Annotated in this window: 17 protein-coding genes; 9 read left to right on the top strand and 8 right to left on the bottom strand. The window is 70.0% G+C overall.

Translation table 11 applies throughout. From position 1 onward, the window contains the following. Window positions 1-71 precede the first annotated feature (71 nt). Window positions 72-407, bottom strand: coding sequence for a carboxymuconolactone decarboxylase family protein (locus ABTV91_RS06995; protein ID WP_228114303.1), 336 nt, complete (start codon window positions 405-407; stop codon window positions 72-74). 50 nt (window positions 408-457) lie between these two features. Further along, on the bottom strand, window positions 458-754 hold the full coding sequence (grxC, locus tag ABTV91_RS06990) for a glutaredoxin 3 (protein ID WP_433854141.1): 297 nt from the start codon (window positions 752-754) through the stop codon (window positions 458-460). Between the two features lie 45 nt (window positions 755-799). On the opposite strand from grxC, the gene ABTV91_RS06985 reads away from it, so the two are divergent. The 5 genes from ABTV91_RS06985 (at window position 800) to ppx (ending at window position 8,548) form a co-directional block, all read left to right on the top strand. Continuing rightward, entirely contained in the window at window positions 800-2,533 is a 1,734-nt protein-coding gene (locus tag ABTV91_RS06985) for a M48 family metalloprotease (RefSeq protein ID WP_433854140.1), read from the top strand. A gap of 111 nt (window positions 2,534-2,644) precedes the next feature. After that, entirely contained in the window at window positions 2,645-3,334 is a 690-nt protein-coding gene (gene phoB, locus ABTV91_RS06980; RefSeq protein WP_433853846.1) for a phosphate regulon transcriptional regulator PhoB, read from the top strand. 80 nt (window positions 3,335-3,414) lie between these two features. Then, complete coding sequence (gene phoR / locus ABTV91_RS06975) at window positions 3,415-4,755, top strand: phosphate regulon sensor histidine kinase PhoR (RefSeq protein WP_433853845.1); 1,341 nt, start codon at window positions 3,415-3,417, stop codon at window positions 4,753-4,755. Continuing rightward, a complete protein-coding gene (gene ppk1, locus ABTV91_RS06970) occupies window positions 4,752-6,839 on the top strand; it encodes a polyphosphate kinase 1 (RefSeq protein WP_433853844.1) in 2,088 nt (695 codons plus the stop codon). Before phoR ends, ppk1 begins: the two co-directional genes overlap by 4 nt. A 182-nt stretch (window positions 6,840-7,021) precedes the next feature. After that, a complete protein-coding gene (gene ppx, locus ABTV91_RS06965; protein ID WP_433853843.1) occupies window positions 7,022-8,548 on the top strand; it encodes an exopolyphosphatase in 1,527 nt (508 codons plus the stop codon). Window positions 8,549-8,766: 218 nt separating this feature from the next. On the opposite strand, the gene ABTV91_RS06960 is transcribed toward ppx, so the two are convergent. From ABTV91_RS06960 to ABTV91_RS06945, 4 genes are all read right to left on the bottom strand, one after another. Then, window positions 8,767-10,851, bottom strand: a complete 2,085-nt coding sequence (locus ABTV91_RS06960; protein ID WP_433853842.1) for a prolyl oligopeptidase family serine peptidase — start codon at window positions 10,849-10,851, stop codon at window positions 8,767-8,769. A gap of 27 nt (window positions 10,852-10,878) precedes the next feature. Then, window positions 10,879-12,699, bottom strand: a complete 1,821-nt coding sequence (locus ABTV91_RS06955; protein WP_433853841.1) for a hypothetical protein — start codon at window positions 12,697-12,699, stop codon at window positions 10,879-10,881. 10 nt (window positions 12,700-12,709) lie between these two features. Beyond that, window positions 12,710-13,621, bottom strand: coding sequence for an ABC transporter ATP-binding protein (locus ABTV91_RS06950; RefSeq protein ID WP_433853840.1), 912 nt, complete (start codon window positions 13,619-13,621; stop codon window positions 12,710-12,712). Between the two features lie 110 nt (window positions 13,622-13,731). After that, entirely contained in the window at window positions 13,732-14,142 is a 411-nt protein-coding gene (locus ABTV91_RS06945) for a GntR family transcriptional regulator (protein WP_433853839.1), read from the bottom strand. A 193-nt stretch (window positions 14,143-14,335) separates the two neighbouring features. Between ABTV91_RS06945 and ABTV91_RS06940 the strand changes: the two genes are divergently transcribed. The 4 genes from ABTV91_RS06940 to ABTV91_RS06925 all read left to right on the top strand — a co-directional run bounded on the left by ABTV91_RS06940 (window position 14,336) and on the right by ABTV91_RS06925 (window position 17,481). Next, window positions 14,336-15,472 carry a glycosyltransferase family 4 protein gene (locus tag ABTV91_RS06940; protein WP_433853838.1) on the top strand — a complete coding sequence of 379 codons (1,137 nt, stop codon included), beginning with the start codon at window positions 14,336-14,338 and terminating at the stop codon, window positions 15,470-15,472. After that, a complete protein-coding gene (locus ABTV91_RS06935) occupies window positions 15,453-15,992 on the top strand; it encodes a phosphatase PAP2 family protein (RefSeq protein ID WP_433853837.1) in 540 nt (179 codons plus the stop codon). The genes ABTV91_RS06940 and ABTV91_RS06935 overlap by 20 nt, the downstream gene beginning before the upstream one ends. A gap of 92 nt (window positions 15,993-16,084) precedes the next feature. Beyond that, the gene (lpxH, locus tag ABTV91_RS06930) at window positions 16,085-16,825 is read left to right on the top strand and encodes a UDP-2,3-diacylglucosamine diphosphatase (RefSeq protein WP_433853836.1); all 741 of its coding nucleotides are present in this window, start codon (window positions 16,085-16,087) and stop codon (window positions 16,823-16,825) included. A gap of 20 nt (window positions 16,826-16,845) precedes the next feature. Next, complete coding sequence (locus tag ABTV91_RS06925) at window positions 16,846-17,481, top strand: hypothetical protein (RefSeq protein ID WP_433853835.1); 636 nt, start codon at window positions 16,846-16,848, stop codon at window positions 17,479-17,481. Window positions 17,482-17,764: 283 nt separating this feature from the next. On the opposite strand, the gene ABTV91_RS06920 is transcribed toward ABTV91_RS06925, so the two are convergent. Both ABTV91_RS06920 and ABTV91_RS06915 read right to left on the bottom strand, forming a co-directional pair. Beyond that, window positions 17,765-18,211: a COG3650 family protein gene (locus ABTV91_RS06920; RefSeq protein ID WP_433853834.1), complete on the bottom strand. Its 447-nt coding sequence runs from the start codon at window positions 18,209-18,211 to the stop codon at window positions 17,765-17,767. A 119-nt stretch (window positions 18,212-18,330) separates the two neighbouring features. Then, window positions 18,331-19,107 carry a ferritin-like domain-containing protein gene (locus ABTV91_RS06915; RefSeq protein ID WP_433854139.1) on the bottom strand — a complete coding sequence of 259 codons (777 nt, stop codon included), beginning with the start codon at window positions 19,105-19,107 and terminating at the stop codon, window positions 18,331-18,333. Window positions 19,108-19,299 lie beyond the last annotated feature (192 nt).

The raw sequence follows: 19,299 nt of genomic DNA, 5'->3' as shown, positions 1-19,299 counted from the left end.
CATCCAAAAGTTTCAACTGTCAATTATGCCTGATCCGGCCGCCCCGCCCCAACTGGACCAAGGTCGCAGGTTCAGCCGTGGTCGTGCCCGGCCGGCGCCTGCGCGGCCCCGGACTCCAGCTGGTCGAGGAAATCCACCGCGCGCCGCAGGTGCGGGATCACGATCGAGCCGCCGACCACCAGGCCCACCGAGAAGGTCTCGAAGAACTCCTCGCGGTTGACTCCGGCGTCCTTGCACTGCGCCACGTGGTAGCTGATGCAGTCGTCGCAGCGCAGCACCAGCGAGGCCACCAGGCCCAGCAGTTCCTTGGTCTTCACGTCCAGCGCGCCGGCCTGGTAGGTCTGCGTATCCAGCGCGAAGAAACGGCGCACGACCTGGTTCGGCTCGGCCAGGATGCGCTGGTTCATGCGCTGGCGGAATTCGGTGAATTCGGCCAGGCGGTCCTTGTCGCCGGCGCTCACGCGCCCCCCCCGGCCAGCAGCGGCTCGAGCTTGCCGGCGCGGTGCAGCGCCATCATGTCGTCGTAACCGCCGACATGGACGTCGCCGACGAAGATCTGCGGCACGCTGGTGCGGCGGGTCAGCGCCATCATCTTCTCGCGCTCGGCCGGGTCCAGGTCGATGCGCACCTCGTTCCAGGTGCGGCCCTTGCTCTTTAGGAAGTTCTTGGCGGCCACGCAGTACGGGCACACGGCGGTGGAATAGATGGTGATCTCGGGTGTCTGGCTGCTCACGGGAACCTCCGCGCGGGGAATGTTGTCCCTATATGGTAGCGACCGGGCCGATCACACTGGTCGCCGCTGGAACACTGCGGGTTAACCTGCGCTTCACACCCGCCCACCGCTTCCCCGTCATTCTCCGCCCAACCCACCGGAGCCTCCCGCTTGCGCACGCTGCTGCTCGCCACCGCCGTCACCCTGGCCCTGGCCACGCCCCTTTCCCGCGCGCAGGAAAGCCGGCTGCCGGACATCGGCTCGTCCGCCGGCGAACTGCTCACCCCGGCGCGGCAGGCCGAGTACGGCGGCATGATGCTGCGCGAGCTGCGCAACTACGGCTACCTGCTCGACGACCCGCTGGTCGACGACTGGCTGCAGTCCATGGGCACCCGGCTCGGCTCCAACAGCGCCCAGCCGCAGCAGAAGTTCACCTTCTTCATGCTCAAGGACCGGCAGATCAACGCCTTCGCCACCCTGGGCGGCTACATCGGCATGAACGCCGGCCTGGTGCTGACCGCCGAGCGCGAGGACGAGGTCGCGGCGGTGCTGTCGCACGAGATCTCGCACGTCACCCAGCAGCACGTGCTGCGCAGCGTCGAGAAGGCCCAGCGCGACCAGATCCCGATCCTGCTGGGCATGCTGGCGGCCGTGGTCGCCGCACAGCAGGCCGGCGGCAACTCCTCCGGCGACGCCACCATGGCCGCGATCACGTCCGGCATGGGCCTGATGCAGCAGCTGCAGATCAACTTCACTCGTTCCAACGAATCGGAGGCCGACCGCCTCGGCATCCGCACGCTGGCGCGCAGCGGCTACGACGTCGATGCGATGGCCGGCTTCTTCGAGCGCATGTCGGCGGCGATGCGCGGCAACGAGGGCGGCTACTCCACGCCGGATTTCCTGCGCACCCACCCGGTCACCGTCACCCGCATCAGCGAAGCCAAGTCCCGCGCCGAGCAGATGAAGAAGGACACGGTGCTGCTGACCACGGCCACGCCCACCGGCGTGCGCCAGGAGCGGGTGAACCCGGCCGAACCCAGCACCGACCCGATCAAGGCCAGCGGCAACCCGCTGCTGCCGGGCTCGATGCAGCTGTCGCTGCCGTCGATCGGCCTGCCGCGGGGGCCCAGCGGCCAGTTCGACTGGGCGCGTGAGCGCCTGCGCGTGCTCAGCGCGCCCACCCCGTCCGAACTGGTGCGCGAATACCAGGACCTGCGCCGCAGCCAGAAGAACGGCCTGAGCGATCCGCAGCGCTATGGCGTGGCCATCGCCCAGCTGCGCGACGGCGGCAGCGCGGTCCAGCAGGCCCTGCAGGACCTGCAGCAGCTGCAGTCCGAACATCCCGACAACCTGTGGGTGAACCTGGCGCTGGGCGAGGCCGAGTCGCGCAACGGCCGCCACGCCGAGGCCAACCGCCGCTTCGACGCCCTGCTGCGCAGGCTGCCGCAGAGCCGGCCGGTGGCGTTGACCTACGCGCAGATACTCAACGAACAGGGCGGCGTGGAAGCCGGCAGGCGCGCCCAGGCCATGCTGCGCCCGCTGCTGGCGCGGGCCGGCGACGACCCGGTGTTCCAGCGCACCTTCGCCCGCGCCTGCGAACTGGCCGGCGACACGCCCCGTGCCAGCGAGGCCTATGCGGAGGCCGCCTACCTGAACGGCCGCCCCGAGCAGGCCCTGCTGCAGTTCCAGGCCCTGCTCAAGCAACCGGAGCTGGACTACGTGAGCCGCGCCCGGGTCGATGCGCGCATCGAAGCGATCATGCCCACGGTGCTGGAAATGCGCCGGCTGGGCGTGCGCGACCCGGACATGGAACGCCGGTAGCGCCGGCAGCCGGGCGGGCGGCAGACACCCCGTGCGCTGTCACAAACCCGTCATCAAACCGTAGTCTACTGGGCACATCCCCGGTCCGATGGGCTTCCTGGTAGACAAGACGTGCAGAAACGCATCCTCATCGTCGACGACGAACCGGCGATCCGCGACATGGTCGCCTTCGCCCTGCGCAAGGGCGAATACGAGCCGGTGCATGCCGGCGACGCGCTGGAGGCGCAGACGGCCATCGCCGACCGCGTGCCGGACATGATCCTGCTGGACTGGATGCTGCCCGGCACCAGCGGGCTGGAACTGGCCCGCCGCTGGCGCAAGGAAACGCTGACCCGCGACGTGCCGATCATCATGCTCACCGCGCGCGGCGAGGAGAACGACCGCGTCGGCGGGCTCGAGGCCGGCGTGGACGACTACGTGGTCAAGCCGTTCTCGGCGCGCGAACTGCTGGCGCGCATCCGCGCGGTGATGCGCCGCACCCGCGACGACGACGAGGACGGCAGCGTGGCGATCGGCCCGATCCGCATCGACGGCGCCGCCCACCGCGTTTTCGCCGGCGACGCGCCGGTCTCGATCGGCCCGACCGAGTACCGCCTGCTGCACTTCTTCATGACCCACCCCGAGCGCGTTTACACCCGCTCGCAACTGCTGGACCACGTGTGGGGCGGCAGCGTATACGTGGAGGAGCGCACCATCGACGTGCACATCCGCCGCCTGCGCAAGACGCTGGAGCCGTTCGGCGCGGAAAACATGGTGCAGACCGTGCGCGGCGCCGGCTACCGCTTCTCGGCCTCCATCTGAGCATCGGGCCGGCAACCGGCCCCGGTGCTTCCTGCTATAACCGATCGCAGTACGGCTCCACCCGCATCACCTAGAGCGCAATGCCCCGCCAATTCCGATCCGCCTGGTTGAAGACGCTGGCCACCGTGGCCGCGCTGCTGTTGTCGGCCCTGCTGATCGGCGCGCTGCTCGGCCATCCGGCGCTGGTGGTGGCGCTGGCAGCGCTGGGCGTCCTCGCCTGGCACTACTGGCGGCTGCGCCAGGTGCTGCTGCGCCTGACCGCGCGCCAGCGCTGGGAAACGGCCAGCGGCACCGGCGTGTGGAATGAACTGGATCGCCTGCTCCACCGCAACCAGCAGGAAATGCGCGCGCGCAAGCGGCGCCTGATCGAGATGCTGCGCAGCTACCGCGCCGCCGCCGCGGCGCTGCCCGACGCGGTGGTGGTGGTGGACCGCAACACCCAGCGCGTGCAGTGGTTCAACGAGGCGGCCACCGCGCTGCTCGGCCTGCAGCACCCGGCCGACATGGACGCGCCGCTGGTCGAGCGCCTGCAGCCGCTGCCGCTGGCGCACTGGCTGGCCGGCGGCCGCAACGCCGAGCCGATCCTGGACGCCAACTCGCCGGTCGATCCGGGCATCCGCCTGCACCTGCGCCTGATCCCGTATTCGGACCACCACTGGCTGCTGGTGGCGCGCGACGTCACCAAGCTGCTGCACCTGGAACAGGTACGCCGCGATTTCGTCGCCAACGTCTCGCACGAGCTGCGCACGCCGCTGACCGTGGTGCACGGCTACCTGGACATGATGGACCCGGAGGACTTCCCCGATACCGGGCCGATGCTGGCGGAAATGCGCAAGCAGTCCCAGCGCATGGCGCAGCTGGTGGAAGACCTGCTCACCCTGTCGCGGCTGGAATCGCAGCAGCACACCGAGCTGGAAACCGTGGCGATGACCTCGATGCTCGCCTCGCTGCGGCGCGAGGCCGAGGCGCACAGCCAGGGCCGCCACACGATCATCATCGAGGACAGCGCGGGCATCGACCTGGCCGGCTCCAACAAGGAGCTGCACAGCGCGTTCTCCAACCTGGTCACCAACGCGGTGCGCTACACCCCGGCCGGCGGCCGCATCACCCTGACCTTCGCCCGCGAAGGCCAGGGCGCGGTGCTGGCGGTGACCGACACCGGCTACGGCATTCCCGCCAGCCACCTGCCGCGGCTGACCGAACGCTTCTACCGCGTGTCCAGCAGCCGCTCGCGCGAGAGCGGCGGCACCGGCCTGGGCCTGTCCATCGTCAAGCACATCCTCGGCCTGCACCAGGCGCGGCTGGACATCCGCAGCGAAGTCGGCCAGGGCAGCACCTTCGCCTGCCATTTCGACGCCGAACACGTGCGCCCGCGCAGCGCCCTCCCCCCGTCCCCGTCCACGGAAGATTTCCCGGCATGAACGCTCCCGCCCCGCCTCCCGCACCCGCGGCCTCCGGCAACGATCCGCTGCGCGAGCCGGCGCTGTACATCAACCGCGAGCTGTCGCAGCTGGACTTCAACTTCCGCGTGCTGGCGCAGGCGATGGACGAGCAGGTGCCGCTGCTGGAACGGCTGCGTTTCCTGTGCATTTCCTGCACCAACCTGGACGAATTCTTCGAGATCCGCGCCGCCGCGGTGCGCCACGCGCAGGAGTTCGGCCTGCCGCCGGCGCCGGACGGGCTGAGCCCGCAGGAAATCCTGGCCGCCATCCACGACCGCGCCGCCGAACTGGTGGAGCAGCAGTACCGCTGCTGGAACGACGTGCTGCGCCCGGCCCTGCAGGAAGCGGGCATCGGCATCCTCTCGCCCTCCACCTGGACCGCGCGCCAGCGCCGCTGGCTGCGCGCCTACTTCCGCAACGAGATCATGCCGGTGCTCTCGCCGCTGGGGCTGGACCCGTCGCACCCGTTCCCGAAGATCCTCAACAAATCGCTGAACATCGTCGTCGTGCTCAAGGGCACCGACGCCTTCGGCCGCGCCGGGCACCTGGCGCTGGTGCGCGCGCCGCGCTCGCTGCCGCGCATCATCCAGTTGCCGAAATCGCTGGGCGGCACGCAGGACTTCGTGCTGCTCTCGGCGGTGCTGTCCACCTTCGTCAACGAACTGTTCCCGGGCATGGACGTGCGCGGCGCCTACCAGTTCCGCGTGACCCGCAACTCCGAGCTGGTGGTGGACGAGGAGGAAGTGGAGAACCTGGCGCTGGCGCTGCGCGACGAGCTGGTGGACCGCGGCTACCGCCCGGCGGTGCGCCTGGAGATCGCCCACGACTGCCCGCGCCCGATCGTGCAGACCCTGCTGCAGAACTTCGGCCTGTCCGAGAACGCGGCCTACCGCATCGACGGCTCGGTCAACCTCAACCGCGTCATCCAGGTCTACGACCTGGTGCAGCGGCCGGACCTGAAGTACCCGCCGATGACGCCGCGCGTGCTCAAAACCCCCGAGGGCATCTTCGAGATCGTCGCGCGCGAGGACGTGCTGCTGCACCACCCGTTCGATTCGTTCAGCACCGTGCTGGAGCTGATCCGCGAGGCGGCGGTGGACCCGAACGTGCTGGCGATCAAGCAGACGCTGTACCGCACCGGCAAGGACTCGGGCATCGTCGAGGCACTGATCCAGGCCGCGCGCAACGGCAAGGACGTGACCGTGGTGGTGGAACTGCGCGCGCGCTTCGACGAGGAAGCCAACCTCGGCCTGGCCGACCGCCTGCAGGACGCCGGCGTGCAGGTGGTCTACGGCGTGGTCGGCTACAAGACCCACGCCAAGATGCTGCTGATCGTGCGCCGCGAGGGCCGCAAGCTGCGCCGCTACGTGCACCTGGGCACCGGCAATTACCACAGCGGCACCGCGCGCGCCTACACCGACCTGAGCCTGATCACCGCCGATCCGGACATCGGCAACGACGTGCACCAGCTGTTCCAGCAGCTGTCCGGGCTGGCCTCGAAGATGAAGCTGGAATGCCTGCTGCAGTCGCCCTTCACCCTGCATGCCGGCCTGCTGCAGCGGATCGAGCGCGAGACCCAGCTGGCGCTGGACGGCAAGCCGGGACGCATCATCGCCAAGATGAACGCGCTCAACGAGCCGCAGGTGATCCGCGCCCTGTACGCCGCCTCGCAGGCCGGCGTGCAGATCGACCTGATCGTGCGCGGCGCCTGCACCCTGCGTCCGGGCGTGGAAGGGGTGTCGGACAACATCCGCGTGCGTTCGATCGTCGGCCGCTTCCTGGAGCACAGCCGCGTCTACTGGTTCGGCAACAACGGCGCGCCCGAGCTGTTCTGCGCCAGCGCCGACTGGCTGGAACGCAACCTGCTGCGGCGCGTGGAGACCTGCTTCCCGATCCTGGACAGCGACCTGGCCCGGCGCATCTACCGCGAGGTGCTGCAGAACTACCTGGACGACAACCTCAACGCCTGGGAGCTGCAGGCCGACGGCCGCTACCGCAAGTGCACGCCGCAGCCCGGGCACCCGCCGCACTCGGCGCAGCAGGCGCTGCTCGAAGCGCTGTAGGACATCTACCAGCGCCCGTAGGAGCGGCTTCAGCCGCGAACCGGGCTTCCCCGCACTATCCCCGTCATCGGGCCGGTTGGCCGGGCAAGCCCCGTTCGCGGCTGAAGCCGCTCCTACGGAAGGCGCTGTCCGTATCGCGTCCGGGGTGACATGCCCCCCCGGCCATCCACTACCATTCCGCCATGCCCCAGTCCTCCCCGACCTTCCCCCCCCTGCAGGACGGCGACCTGCTGGCCGCCATCGACCTGGGCTCCAACAGCTTCCACATGGTCATCGCCCGCTACCTGCTCGGCCAGCTGCGGGTGGTCGACCGCCTGCGCGAGACGGTGCGCATGGCCGACGGGCTCGACGGCAAGGGCGGGCTGTCGGCCGAGGCGCGGCAGCGCGCGCTCGAATGCCTGGCCCGCTTCGGCCAGCGCATCCGCAACATCCCGCCGTACCGGGTGCGCGCGCTGGCCACCAACACCGTGCGCCAGCTGCGCTCGCCGCTGTCGTTCCTGATGCCGGCCGAGACCGCGCTGGGCCACGCCATCGAAGTGGTCAACGGCCGCGAGGAAGCGCGCCTGATCTACCTGGGCGTGGCCCATGCGCAGCCGCCCAAGCCGGGCCAGCGCCGGCTGGTGATCGACATCGGCGGCGGTTCCACCGAGTTCATCATCGGCAGCGGCATGCAGCCGCTGGAGCGCGAGAGCCTGCAGGCCGGCTGCATCGCCAGCACGCGCCGTTTTTTCCCGGGCGGCAAGCTGAGCAAGAAGCGCTGGAAGGACGCGCTGACCGAGATCGGCGCCGAGTTCCAGCCGTTCGCGGCCAAGTACCGGGCGCTGGGCTGGGACGAGGCGCTGGGTTCGTCCGGCACGCACAAGGCGATCAGCGAGATCTGCGCGGCGATGAAGCTGAGCAAGGGCGCGATCACCGCGCAGGCGCTGCCGCAGCTGCGCGAGGAACTGCTGCGCGCCCGGCACATCGACGACATCAACCTGCCCACCCTGTCCAGCGAGCGCCGGCCGATCATCGCCGGCGGCGTGCTGGTGCTCGAGGCCGCCTTCCAGTCGCTGGGCCTGCAGAAGCTGCTGGTGAGCAAAGCCGCGATGCGCGAAGGCATCCTCTACGACATCATGGGCCGGGCCAGCGACAACGACCCGCGCGACGAATCGGTGGCGGCGCTGACCCGGCGCTATGACATCGACGCCGCCCAGGCCCTGCGCGTGGAAGCCACCGCCCATCGCCTGTTCGAGCAGGTCGCCGAGAGCTGGAAACTGGATTCGGACGACGCCCGCATGCTGGGCTGGGCCGCGCGCCTGCACGAACTGGGGCTGATGATCGCCCACAGCGGCTACCACACCCATGGCAGCTACGTGATCGAGCACTCGGACATCGCTGGCTTTTCGCGCCAAGAGCAGCAGATGCTGGCGGCGCTGATCCGTACCCACCGCCGCGGCGTGCCCAAGGCCGCCTTCGACGCCCTGCCCGACCGCCTGCTGCTGCCGGCCCGGCGCACCGCCGCGCTGCTGCGGCTGGCGGTGCTGCTGCACCGCTCGCACGAGGACGACCCGATTCCGACGCTGGAACTGAGCGTGGACGGCAACACCCTGTCGCTGGTGCTGGACAAGGCCTTCATCGACGCCCGCCCGCTGCTGCGCGCCGACCTGGTCGGCGAGACCGAAGGCATGGCCGGCCTGGGCATCGCGTTCCGGCCGTTCGTGGCCTGATCCGGCAACACCGGCACACGGGCCGCCGGCGCGCCGGCCGTTGCCCGGCGCAAGCGTCGGGGCTGCGCGGCATGCAGGACCGTCCGACCGGCGGCCGGGCGCTGCCGGCGAACCTTCCGAGCCGTTGGTTTTCCCGCAGATGCGTCCGCCAGCGCCGGCACGGCGCGCATGGATTGCACCGCCGCCGGGCCGCGCGCGCAGAACGCCCGCGATCCGGCTCACTCCTCCGGGGCGGGCTTCCTGGCCCAAGCCGCGAACTCCGGCCCCGCCAGCCGCAGGTTCTGGCGCAGGTAGGCGCGCAACCGCGGCCCCGGCGGCTCCGGCGCCGGTCCGCCGAGGTGGCGCTGCAGCATCGTTTCCATCGCGAACAGGTAGGCCTCGCGCGGGACTGGCGCTACCGGCGAATGCCCGCCGCCGGGCTCCACCAGGAACGTGACGGGGCGTCCGGCCGCCTTGAGCGTGGCCACGTAGTGGGTGACCTCGCGGATCGCCACCGTGCGGTCCGCGCCGCCGGCCATGACCAGCAGCGGCCGGTGCATCAGCGCCGCGTTCGCCAGCGGCGACTGCGCATGCAGGCGCGCATAGGTCGCAGGATCGGTGGCGTCCAGCGACAACGTCGCCAGCATGTGTTTGAGCGAGCGATCCGGCAGATCGCCCTGATCGCCGGCATCGACCAGCCAGCGCATCGCATGACCCAGGTCCGCCGGCGGCGAGCCGGCCACGCCGACCTTGAACAGTCCGGGCTGGAAGGTCAGGCCCAGCAAGGTCGAATACCCGCCGAAGGAATGCCCCACGATGCCGACGCGCGCCGCGTCGCCGATGCCCTGCGCCAACAGCCAGCGCACGCCTTCGACGATGTCCTGTTGCACGCGGCCGTTGCCGTAGTCTCCATGCGCGGCGAACGTGTAGTCGCGTCCGTGGCCGTTGGAGCCGCGGAAATTCGACTGGAACACCACGTAGCCGCGATTGGCGAGGAACTGGGCGACGCCGTCGTAGCCCGCGCGGAAGTGGTTGATCGGGCCTCCATGCACGTGCGCGACCAGCGGCGCGCGCGCGGCGTCCACGCCCGGCGGCAGCAGCAGGAAACCGCGAACGCGCATGCCATCGGAGGCGAGGTAGTCGATGGCGACCTTGCGCGCCAGCGCGGCTTCCTTCGGCATGCCTGCGGCAATCCCGGGGTCGTCGAGGACGCGGCGCAGGTCGCCATTGCGCGGGTCGTACAGCCACCAGCGCGGATCGCGCAGGGTCGAGGCGCGCTCCGCCACCAGCCAGCGCGCGGACGGGCCGTCGCCGACCTGCACGTCGATGTCGCGGCCCGGGAACTTCCTCGCGATGGCGGACACCGTGGCCTGCGCCGCACCGATGCCATAGGTCGCGGCGACGGTGCTGCGATGGCTGGCGACCAGCGGTTGCTGCGTGCGCGGGTCCAGTTCGATTTCGTCGAGGTCGGCCTCGTGGCGCGGGTCTTCGTGGATCGTCTGCAGCGTGTCGTCCGGCGCCAGGCGCAGCACGCGCCGGAAATTTCCGCCAGGCGCATCGCTGCCGGGATTGCCTTCCATCAACAGGCTGCCGTCGGGCATTGCGGCGAGCAGGTCCAGCTTTTCCGTCGGCTCGAGGTGCAGCACTTCGCGCAGCGAACCGTCCGGAAGCACGCGATGCAGTGCATCGTGGTCGCCCTCGAAGCGCGCCAGTGCGACGACGCGACCACGCGCATCGAGCGCGACGTCGTGGATCCAGCGCGCGTCCTCGCGCAGCAGGGTGCGCTGGCCGTGCGCATCCATGCGCACGATCCGCCCCCGCTCGCCGTTGCCGGTGGACACGCGTTCGCGCAACAGCACCGCGGCTGGCTGCGAGGGATCGAGCTTCATCACCCGACGCCGCTCGCTCCCGCCCAATGGCACGCGCATGCCACCGCGGCCATCGGCGCCGACGATGTCCAGCGAACGCGGCGCGCGCAGGAACAGCCAGCGTCCGTCGCGCGACCATAGAAGTTGTTCGGCTTGGCTGCGCGCGACCAGCACCCTTGGCTTGCCGCCGGCGGTGGGCAGCAGGAACAGGCTGCGCGACTCGCCCTGCTCGCGCAGGTAAGCCACGTAGTCGCCGCCCGGCGATAGCCGCACCGAGGCGAGGCTGCGGCTTTCGAGGAAGGCGGTGCGCGGCAGTCGCGGTGCGCGCGGCAGCGCGCGCTGGGCGGCGATGGCGTTGCGCAGTTCGGCGGTGGCCTCTGCCGCCGGCGCCTGCCACGGCGCGGACAGCAGCGCGAGCAAGGCCAGCGTCCCGCATAGCTCACGGAACTTCGTCATTTCGATTTTCTCCGTCAGTCCGTGCGCTCAGGCAGCCGCGACCTGCAGGCCCGGCGGCGATGCCGGCAGGGCTTCGCGCTTCGGCACCATCAGCCACAGCGCGACCAGCGCGGGCACGCCGACCACGCCGCACATCGCCACCCACAGCCAGCGATTGCGCGGCGACAACTGCTGGCGCGCGCTCAACCAGATCGCACCGAACAAGGACACCACGCAGCAGGCCAGCGCCAGCCACAGCATGCTGCGCGGCATCGGCTGCGGCGGCGCGCGCAACGGGTCGGGCGCGGCATACAGGTCCTGCGCGCCCAGGCAGAGCGTGCGCAGCGCCGGCGACAACCACCAGATGCGCGCGGTGTAGGCGGCCGGCAGGTCCTGGCCGATGTCGCGACGCGCCACGATACGCGCGCGGCCGTTGCCGTCGACGCGCAGCACCTGCTGGAACGGATGCTGCAGCTCGCTCGACCACACACCCCAGGTGTAGGTGAACGACACCAGGTAGCCATCGAGCAGTTCGATCACGTCCATCCGGCTGAGATTGCCCACCTTGCCCGGCATCGGCACACGCATCAACGGCTGCAACAGATCCAGTCCGTTCATCGCTTCGCGACCGGGATAGAAATAGGCAGCGCGGTCGCTCAGCACCAGCAGGTTGTCGCCGGCCGGTTGCGGCGGGCTGGCCATCACTTCGCCCCGCGGCAGGCGGATGCGTTCGTAGATGCGTCCCTGCCCGTCGTCGTACTGGTAGGCGGCGTGGGCGTTGTACAGGTAGTCCACGGCGAACGGCATGGTCGGCGCCGGGAACGCCGCTTGCGCCTCACCCATCCCGAGGGCGCCGCGCGCACGCTTGTCCAGCGCGCCGTAGCCGACAAAACGCATGCTGTCGTGCTTGAACACCCAGGTGATGTTGCGTTCGCCGTCGGTGAACTCCATCGGCTGGAGGTTGGTCATCTCGCCGCGGTGCGGCAGGTTGCGCAGCGGGTAATGCGTGTACACGTCGGACAGCGCTATCTGCTCGCGCCACAGCACGGCATCGGGATCGCGGCTGTCCTCGATGCCGAGCAGCAACATGTCCTTGCCTTCGGCGCGGTCGGCTTCGATGTAGCCGCCCTGCGGCGGCGTCGGCGTGTTGAGCGGATGTGTGCCGGTGGCCGTCCACGCCATCTCGGCACCGAAGCCCAGCATCCAGAGCAGGAAGTAGGCGCCGAGCTGCACCGGCAGCGCGGTCGCCGCGGTGGCGGCGAGGCCGCGCGGCGCGGCCACCGGATCGGGGCGGAACACGATGGCGACCAGCCCCACCAGCACGGCCAGCAAGGTCGCCTGCAGCGCCAGCATCGCCACGCCCGAGGCCTGCGCGAACATCAGCAGGCACGGCAGCACCAGCACCGCGAACGAATGCCGGCGGTTGCCGATCATCGCGTAGGCACCCGCCGCGTAACCGATGAGGGCGATCAGCCAACCGGCGATCGGCATCATCCAGTGGCGCATGTCCACCACGCGCGCGGTCATCGTGTCCTGGTACAGCGCGATCAACGCGATCGGGAATGCCACGGCGACGAACAACAGCACCGCGCCCGCGCCGCCCAGCGCACCGGCAATCTGCAGGCGGTGCATAGGCCTGTGCAACAGGCTGAGCCATTGGTTCGGTTTGCGGTAGGTGCCCATCTGGTACAGCCCCAGCAAAGTGCCGGCCACCGCATAGGTCATGGCGAAGACCTGGTAGACCAGCAACGGTTGCTGGGCCAGGTCGACGATGCGGGCCATGAAGCCCAGGATGCCGGCGTGCACCGCCGCGGCCGCGATGGCCCACAGGCGGAAGCGCAGCAGTTCGCTCTTGAAGAGATCTTTCACGTTCTTGTCCTCAGGCCGCGACCGGCGCCGCATGGTTCTTGGCAAGGAAGGCGTTGACCGCGCGGTCCAGGCTGACCGGCATCGACTGCACGTTGCGCGCGCCGGCCTCGCGCAGGAAGCGCTCGAAGCCGTCGTCCTGGTCCAGCACCAGGTAGTGGTGCAGGCCGTCCAGGCACTGCGCTTCCAGCAGGCCCGGCACGGTGTGCAGTTCCGGCCCCTTGAACGGCACGTCCGCGACCCAGTGGCTGACGCGCGCGGTGAAATCCTCCGGCGCCGACATGTTCCTGAGCTGGCCGCGCTCGAGGATGATCAGGTTGTCGGCGATGCGCTCGATCTCTTCCATCTGGTGCGAGCAATAGATCACCGTGCACTCGCCTGTGGCGTTGCTGTACATCAGCGATTCCAGAAACGCGCGCTTGGCGACCACGTCCAGGCCCAGCGTCGGCTCGTCCAGCACCAGCAGTTCCGGCCCCTGCGCCAATGCCAGCGCCAGATTGAACCCAGCGCGCTCACCGCGCGAGAGCTGGCCGATCTTCTGCTCCGGCAGCACGTTGTAGTGGCCGATCACGCCGTCGAACGCCTGTTGGTTCCAGCGCACGTACTGGTGGCGCTGCATCGTCATCACCTGCGACACACGCATCCACGCTGGCAGGGTGTGTTCCTCGTTGACGAAGCCGATCCGCGCGCGGTCCTGCGGCGTCAGCGACTGGCTGTCCCGGCCGAGGATGCGCGCCTGCCCGGCGCTGGGCGGCATGAAGCCGAGCAGGATCCGGAACAGGGTGGATTTGCCGGCGCCGTTGGCGCCGACGATGGCGTGGATGCGCCCGCGCGGGACGCACAGGTCGAGATTGTCCAGCGCCAGCTTGCGGCCGTAGCGCTTGGACAGCGCGCGGGTCTCGATGACGTAATCGTGGGTGGGCATGGTGTTCTCTCTGGGCTGCCGCCCCGGTGCAGCGGAAGAACCGCCTGCCGGAACGGCGTGACGAAGCCGGTCCCTCGCTGCGCTCGGGACGACGGGGAACGGGGATCGCGTCAGGCGGTCCTGCGCGGAACGAGCTGCTGGAATTCGTGGGCGACCCGCGCCTGCACCTCGTCAGGCGGGAATCCCAGCGGGATCACGTCGTTGACGAAGCGGCCGATGGCGTCGTCCAGCCGGCGCGCGCGCTCGGCGTCGGACAGCCGCTGGCGTGGCGCGGCCACGTACAGGCCCATGCCCTGGCGCGACTCCAGCCAGCCTTCGGTGGTCAGTTCGGCGTAGGCCTTGGCCACGGTGTTCGGGTTGATCATCAATTGCTGCGCCAGCCCGCGCACGCTGGGCAGCTGGTCGCCCGGGTCGAGCTCGCCGGTGGCGATCTTCATCCGCACCGCATCCACGATCTGCCTGCCGATCGGACGCGGATCGCCGGTCGTGATCTGGATCATCAACGCCTGGGTTCGTGCCATGCCCTTGTCCCGCCATCTGTACTATTTGAAATAGTACAGTTAATACATGCATGGGCGTCAAGCGTCTTCCGACGAATGCCCGCATCGCGGGGACGAACCGGCCCCGGCGGGCGACGGGACGTCATCGGCCGGTCATCGCCGCGACACGCGCCGGTCACCCCGTGCGCGCACCCTGCCGGCAAACGGAGGAGCCATGCGCTACGCCATCGTCACCGAGACCTATCCGCCGGAGGTCAACGGCGTCGCCCTGACCGTGCAGGGCCTGGAGCGCGGCCTGCGCGCCCGCGGCAACGAAGTGGACGTGGTGCGCCCGCGCCAGCGGCAGGAGGCGGCGCAGCCGCACGAACTGCTGGTGCGCGGCGTGGCGCTGCCGCGCTATCCGGGGCTGCGCTTCGGCCTGCCGGCACCCTGTCGGCTGGCCCAGCACTGGCGCCGGCAGCGTCCCGATGCGGTCTACATCGCCACCGAAGGCCCGCTCGGCTGGTCGGCGCTGCGCACCGCGCGCCGGCTCGGCATCCCGGTCGCCACCGGCCTGCACACCCGCTTCGACACCTACCTGCCCGACTACGGCGCGGCCTGGCTGCAGCCCGTCGCCCTGGCCTGGATGCGCCGCTTCCACAACCGCGGCGACGCCACGCTGGTGCCCACCCGCGAACTGCAGGGCTTCCTGGACGGCAACGGGTTCCACCATCCGCGCCTGCTGGCGCGCGCGGTGGATGCCTCGCAGTTCTCGCCGCGGCAGCGCGATGCGGAGCTGCGCCGGGCATGGGGGTTGGACCCACGCGGGCTGGCGGTGATCCACGTCGGCCGCATCGCCGCGGAAAAGAACCTCGACCTGGCGATACGGGCATTCCGCCGGATCCAGCGGCAGCGCCCGGACGCGCGTTTCGTCTGGGTCGGCGACGGGCCGCTGCGCGAGCGCATCGCGCGCGAGAACCCCGGCTTCATCTTCTGCGGCATCCAGCGCGGACAGGAACTGGCGCGCCACTTCGCCAGCGGCGACCTGTTCCTGTTCCCGAGCCGCAGCGAGACCTTCGGCAACGTCACCCTGGAAGCCATGGCCAGCGGCGTGGCCACGGTCGCCTTCGACTACGGCGCCGCACGCGAACATCTGCAGAGCGGGTACAGCGGCGTGGCCGTGGACAACGACGAGAACTTCATCAGCGCCGCGCTGCGCCTGGCGGAGGACGACGCCCTGCGCGCGCCGCTCGGCGCCAACGCCAGCCGCGCCATGCAGCGGCTGCACCCGGACCACGTGGTCGCCGAGTTCGAGGCGCTGCTGCACGAACTGTCGCAACGGAGACGCGCCCATGCCCTTGCTGCCGCCTGACGGCCTACTCGCCCGCGAGACCCGCTGGTGCCGGCGGGCGAACCACTATTGCCGGCGTCGCCGCATCCGCACGCTGTTCGCGGCCATCAGCCGTCTCGGCGATGGCGTGTTCTGGTACCTGCTGATGGGGGCGCTGGTGCTGGCCGACGGCATGGACGGCCTGCGCGCGTCGGCGCACATGGCCGCCACCGGCATCGTCGCGCTCACGCTCTACAAGACCCTCAAGCGCTGGACCCGGCGCCCGCGCCCCTTCGCCGCCGACCTGCGCATCCGCGCGTGGGTGGCGCCGCTGGACGAATACAGCTTCCCTTCCGGCCACACCCTGCACGCAGTGTCGTTCACCGTCGTCGCGCTGGCCTGGTACCCGTGGCTGGCGCCGCTGCTGCTGCCGTTCACCGCGGGCGTGGCGCTGTCGCGCGTGGTGCTCGGCCTGCACTACCCCAGCGACGTGCTGGCCGCGACCGGCATCGGCCTGCTGCTCGGCGGCGTCTCGCTGCAGTTGGCGCCGCTGCCGCTCTGACCGGCCGCACCGGCCACATCGGGCAATGCGCAAACGCGCGGGCGCCCGCGCCACGGGGTGAAGCCGCGGCATTGCCCCTTACAATGGCCGCCATGACCACGCTGTTCATCTCCGACCTGCACCTGGACCCCAGCCGTCCGGCCATTACCGAACTGTTCCTGGATTTCCTGCGCGGACAGGCCCGGCAGGCCAAGGCGCTGTACATCCTCGGCGATCTTTTCGAGGCCTGGATCGGCGACGACACGCCCTCCGCCGCCGCCGACGCGGTCGCCGCCGCCCTGCGCGAACTGGCCGACGCCGGCGTGCCGGTGTTCTTCATCCGCGGCAACCGCGACTTCCTGGTCGGCGAGGATTACGCCCGCCGCGCCGGCATGCGCATCCTTCCCGATCCGTGCGTGATCACCCTGTACGGCAAGCCGGTGCTGCTGCAGCACGGCGACCTGCTGTGCACCGACGACACCGCCTACCAGGCGTTCCGCGCGCAGACCCGCGACCCGGCCTTCATCGCCCAGTTCCTGTCGCAGCCGCTGGAGGCGCGCATCGCCTTCGCGCAGAAGGCGCGCGCGGCCAGCCAGGCGCGCCAGTCGGAAATGAAGGAAGGCGACCGCGCCCAGTTCGAGACCGTCACCGACGTGGCCCCGGCCGAAGTCGTCGCCACGTTCCGGCGCTATGGCGTGCACACCATGATCCACGGCCACACCCATCGCCCGGCCGTGCACAGCGTGCAGGCCGGCGACGCCACCTGCACCCGCATCGTGCTCGGCGACTGGTACGAACAGGGGTCGGTGCTGCGTGTGGATGCTGAAGGCTTCCGGCTGGAAGCGCTGGGGTGAGATTGCCTGCCGGATACGGCGTGGCGGCCGCGGTACTGGCCCTGTTGGCCGGGGCGTGCAGCCATCACCCCACCGCTTCCGTGCAGGACGAGTACATCAGCATCGGCAATGGCCGGCTGATCGACGATTTCGACGACGCCCAGGTCATCGGCAACGGACCTTACCGCTACCGCTTCGTCCTGCACCGCAGCCCCCACGGCGGGCCCGCGACATCGCACCCCTTCGCCCTGTCCAACCGGCTCCACCAGCTGCCATTCGTGACCGACGCCAAGCAGGTCTTCCGGGGCGTGACCGACGCCCAGGGGCGCACGCCGGTCTTCGCCTTCCCCCATCCCATCGAGACAGACAGCTGGCTGCTGCGCGAGTGTTTCGGCGACGGACCGTTCGGCGAGCAGTTCCGGTTCAGCCACGCCGACGGCACCCGGCGGTTCGGCGTGCCCTACATTCCATACAGGATCGTGGTCTGCGGTCCCGTTGCGCGCATGTACCGTGGCATCAGCGACGGCAATGGCCATACCGGCTACGTGGCCAGCGCCAAGCCGAACCAGGCGTTTCTTTTCGAGCTTGCCGACGAAGAAGCCGAAGCCAGGCACTCAGAACAGAACGACAACCTGCAGGCAGCCCGGTACTGCAAGGAACGGCGTTCCGGCAGTTGATGCGTTGGCGCATGCGCCGCCTCGCGCGCCATCGCCGACAAGCTCCCGTCGAGCCTGATCCAACCGGCATCCCTGCTTGAACGACGCATACGACGCCAACGGTTTGCCGTGCATGCAGCCAACCGCTCCGGCATGGCGGGCTGGGCAAGGATGGGCGCCGTAGCTTCGCTTCGACGGGCCCATGCTCAAGCGCGGCCGCATGGCTCACATCATCCCGGGAAAATTCACTGCCCCGTAGCGTGGCGCCACCGCCCCGTTTGCCGGGCGACCTATGGCGTTCGCATCATTGCGGCGGCGGTGGCGAGGCCGGATCGAAGGCGCAGCCCTTCGCGGTCCTGCCGTCCAGCAGCCACGACACGCTGAACGGATACGTCATGTCGGACATGCCGTCCGAACAGGGTTCGCGGCGCACGTCCAGCCGGAACGGCGTGCCGCCGTCCTCGCCCGCCAGGTGCAGGCCGTCGGCATCGATGCGGCGCGTGGCCTGCAGAAGGCGCGGCGCGTCCATCGTCTCCGGCGTGGTGTAGGCCAGCGTCGCGCCTTCCACCTTCACGCCCCAGAACGGCTCGACGCCCGCCGCCTGCAGGTTCGCCGGGAACGCGGCCATGTCCGGGTCCACCTGCGCCGCGGCCGCTTCGCGCGCGGGGGTATCGGCGTCCGGCGCGGCGGGGCTGCACGCGGCCAGCATCGCCATCGGCAGGATCGTCAACAGGAGACGGAAGGAAGGCATGCGATTCTCCATGGGATGCGCAACACGAGGGCGGCCATCGTCGCATGCGGCAGGTAAACGCCATGCGAGCCGTGTGCCGCGAAGCCCGTGCTCCGCGCAGGACGCCGCTGCCGTCGTGCTCACCCGGCCTGTTCGACCAGGTCCGCCAGTTCGTCCTCGTCGAAGCCGGCCAGCAGGCGCGCTTCGAGGTTGAAGGGGCCGTGCAGGTAGCCGCCGGCGTATTCGCGCAGCAGTTCCTTGAACCGCGCGCGCGGCTCCACGCCGGCGCGCTCGCAGTACCAGCGGTACCAGCGCGAGCCGGCGGCGACGTGCGCGACTTCCTCGCGCAGGATCACCTCCAGCACGTCGGCGGTGGCGTCGTCGCCGAGCGCACGCAGCTTGGCGATCATCGCCGGCGTCACGTCCAGGCCGCGCGCTTCCAGCACGCGCGGCACCAGCGCCATGCGTGCCAGTCCGTCGTGCGCGGTTTTCTCGCACATCTCCCACAGGCCGTTATGCGCGGGAAAATCGGCGTAGTCGTGGCCATGCGCCAGCAGGCGTTCGCGCAGCAGCAGGAAATGGCGCGATTCGTCGTCGGCGCAGCTCACCCAGTCGGCGTGGAAACTGCCCGGCAGGCCGCGGAAGCGGTACACCGCGTCCCAGGCCAGGTCGATGGCGTTCAGTTCGATATGGGCGATGGCGTGGATGAAGGCGGCGCGGCCTTCCGCGCTGCCGAGGCCGCGGCGCGGCAGGTCGCGCGGATGCACCAGCACGAGATTCGCCGGCCGGCCGGGCATGCGGATTGGCTCCGGATCGGGCGCGTTTGCTGGCAGCTTGAGTTTGCCGGCGCGGAACTGTGCGGCGTAGTGCTGGGTGAGCGCTACCTTCCGTAGCGGGTCGGCTTCGGCCAGGCAGATGCGGGCTGCGTCGAGGAGGGTGCCGCTTTTCCCTTCTCCCTGCGGGACGGGGTGCCCTTGGGATGGAAGATGGCGCGCAGCGCCGGATGAGGGCTGGCTTCCCGAAGGGGTGGGCGTTTGTTGCATTGTCATTGGACGTCGGACATTGCCACTTCGTTTGCCCCTCACCCCAACCCCTCTCCCGAAGAGAGA

The organism is Stenotrophomonas nitritireducens, from assembly GCF_050984405.1.
Classification (GTDB): Bacteria; Pseudomonadota; Gammaproteobacteria; order Xanthomonadales; family Xanthomonadaceae; genus Stenotrophomonas; species Stenotrophomonas nitritireducens_B.
This window is presented reverse-complemented; position numbering and strand designations above follow the sequence as displayed.

Bases quoted from the DNA above. Each gene is read 5' to 3' on its own strand.
- ABTV91_RS06995 (WP_228114303.1), bottom strand. From the start codon at position 407: ATGAACCAGCGCATCCTGGCCGAGCCGAACCAGGTCGTGCGCCGTTTC.
- phoR (WP_433853845.1), top strand. From the start codon at position 3,415: ATGCCCCGCCAATTCCGATCCGCCTGGTTGAAGACGCTGGCCACCGTG.
- ppk1 (WP_433853844.1), top strand. From the start codon at position 4,752: ATGAACGCTCCCGCCCCGCCTCCCGCACCCGCGGCCTCCGGCAACGAT.
- ppx (WP_433853843.1), top strand. From the start codon at position 7,022: ATGCCCCAGTCCTCCCCGACCTTCCCCCCCCTGCAGGACGGCGACCTG.
- ABTV91_RS06960 (WP_433853842.1), bottom strand. From the start codon at position 10,851: ATGACGAAGTTCCGTGAGCTATGCGGGACGCTGGCCTTGCTCGCGCTG.
- ABTV91_RS06950 (WP_433853840.1), bottom strand. From the start codon at position 13,621: ATGCCCACCCACGATTACGTCATCGAGACCCGCGCGCTGTCCAAGCGC.
- ABTV91_RS06945 (WP_433853839.1), bottom strand. From the start codon at position 14,142: ATGGCACGAACCCAGGCGTTGATGATCCAGATCACGACCGGCGATCCG.
- ABTV91_RS06940 (WP_433853838.1), top strand. From the start codon at position 14,336: ATGCGCTACGCCATCGTCACCGAGACCTATCCGCCGGAGGTCAACGGC.
- ABTV91_RS06935 (WP_433853837.1), top strand. From the start codon at position 15,453: ATGCCCTTGCTGCCGCCTGACGGCCTACTCGCCCGCGAGACCCGCTGG.
- lpxH (WP_433853836.1), top strand. From the start codon at position 16,085: ATGACCACGCTGTTCATCTCCGACCTGCACCTGGACCCCAGCCGTCCG.
- ABTV91_RS06920 (WP_433853834.1), bottom strand. From the start codon at position 18,211: ATGCCTTCCTTCCGTCTCCTGTTGACGATCCTGCCGATGGCGATGCTG.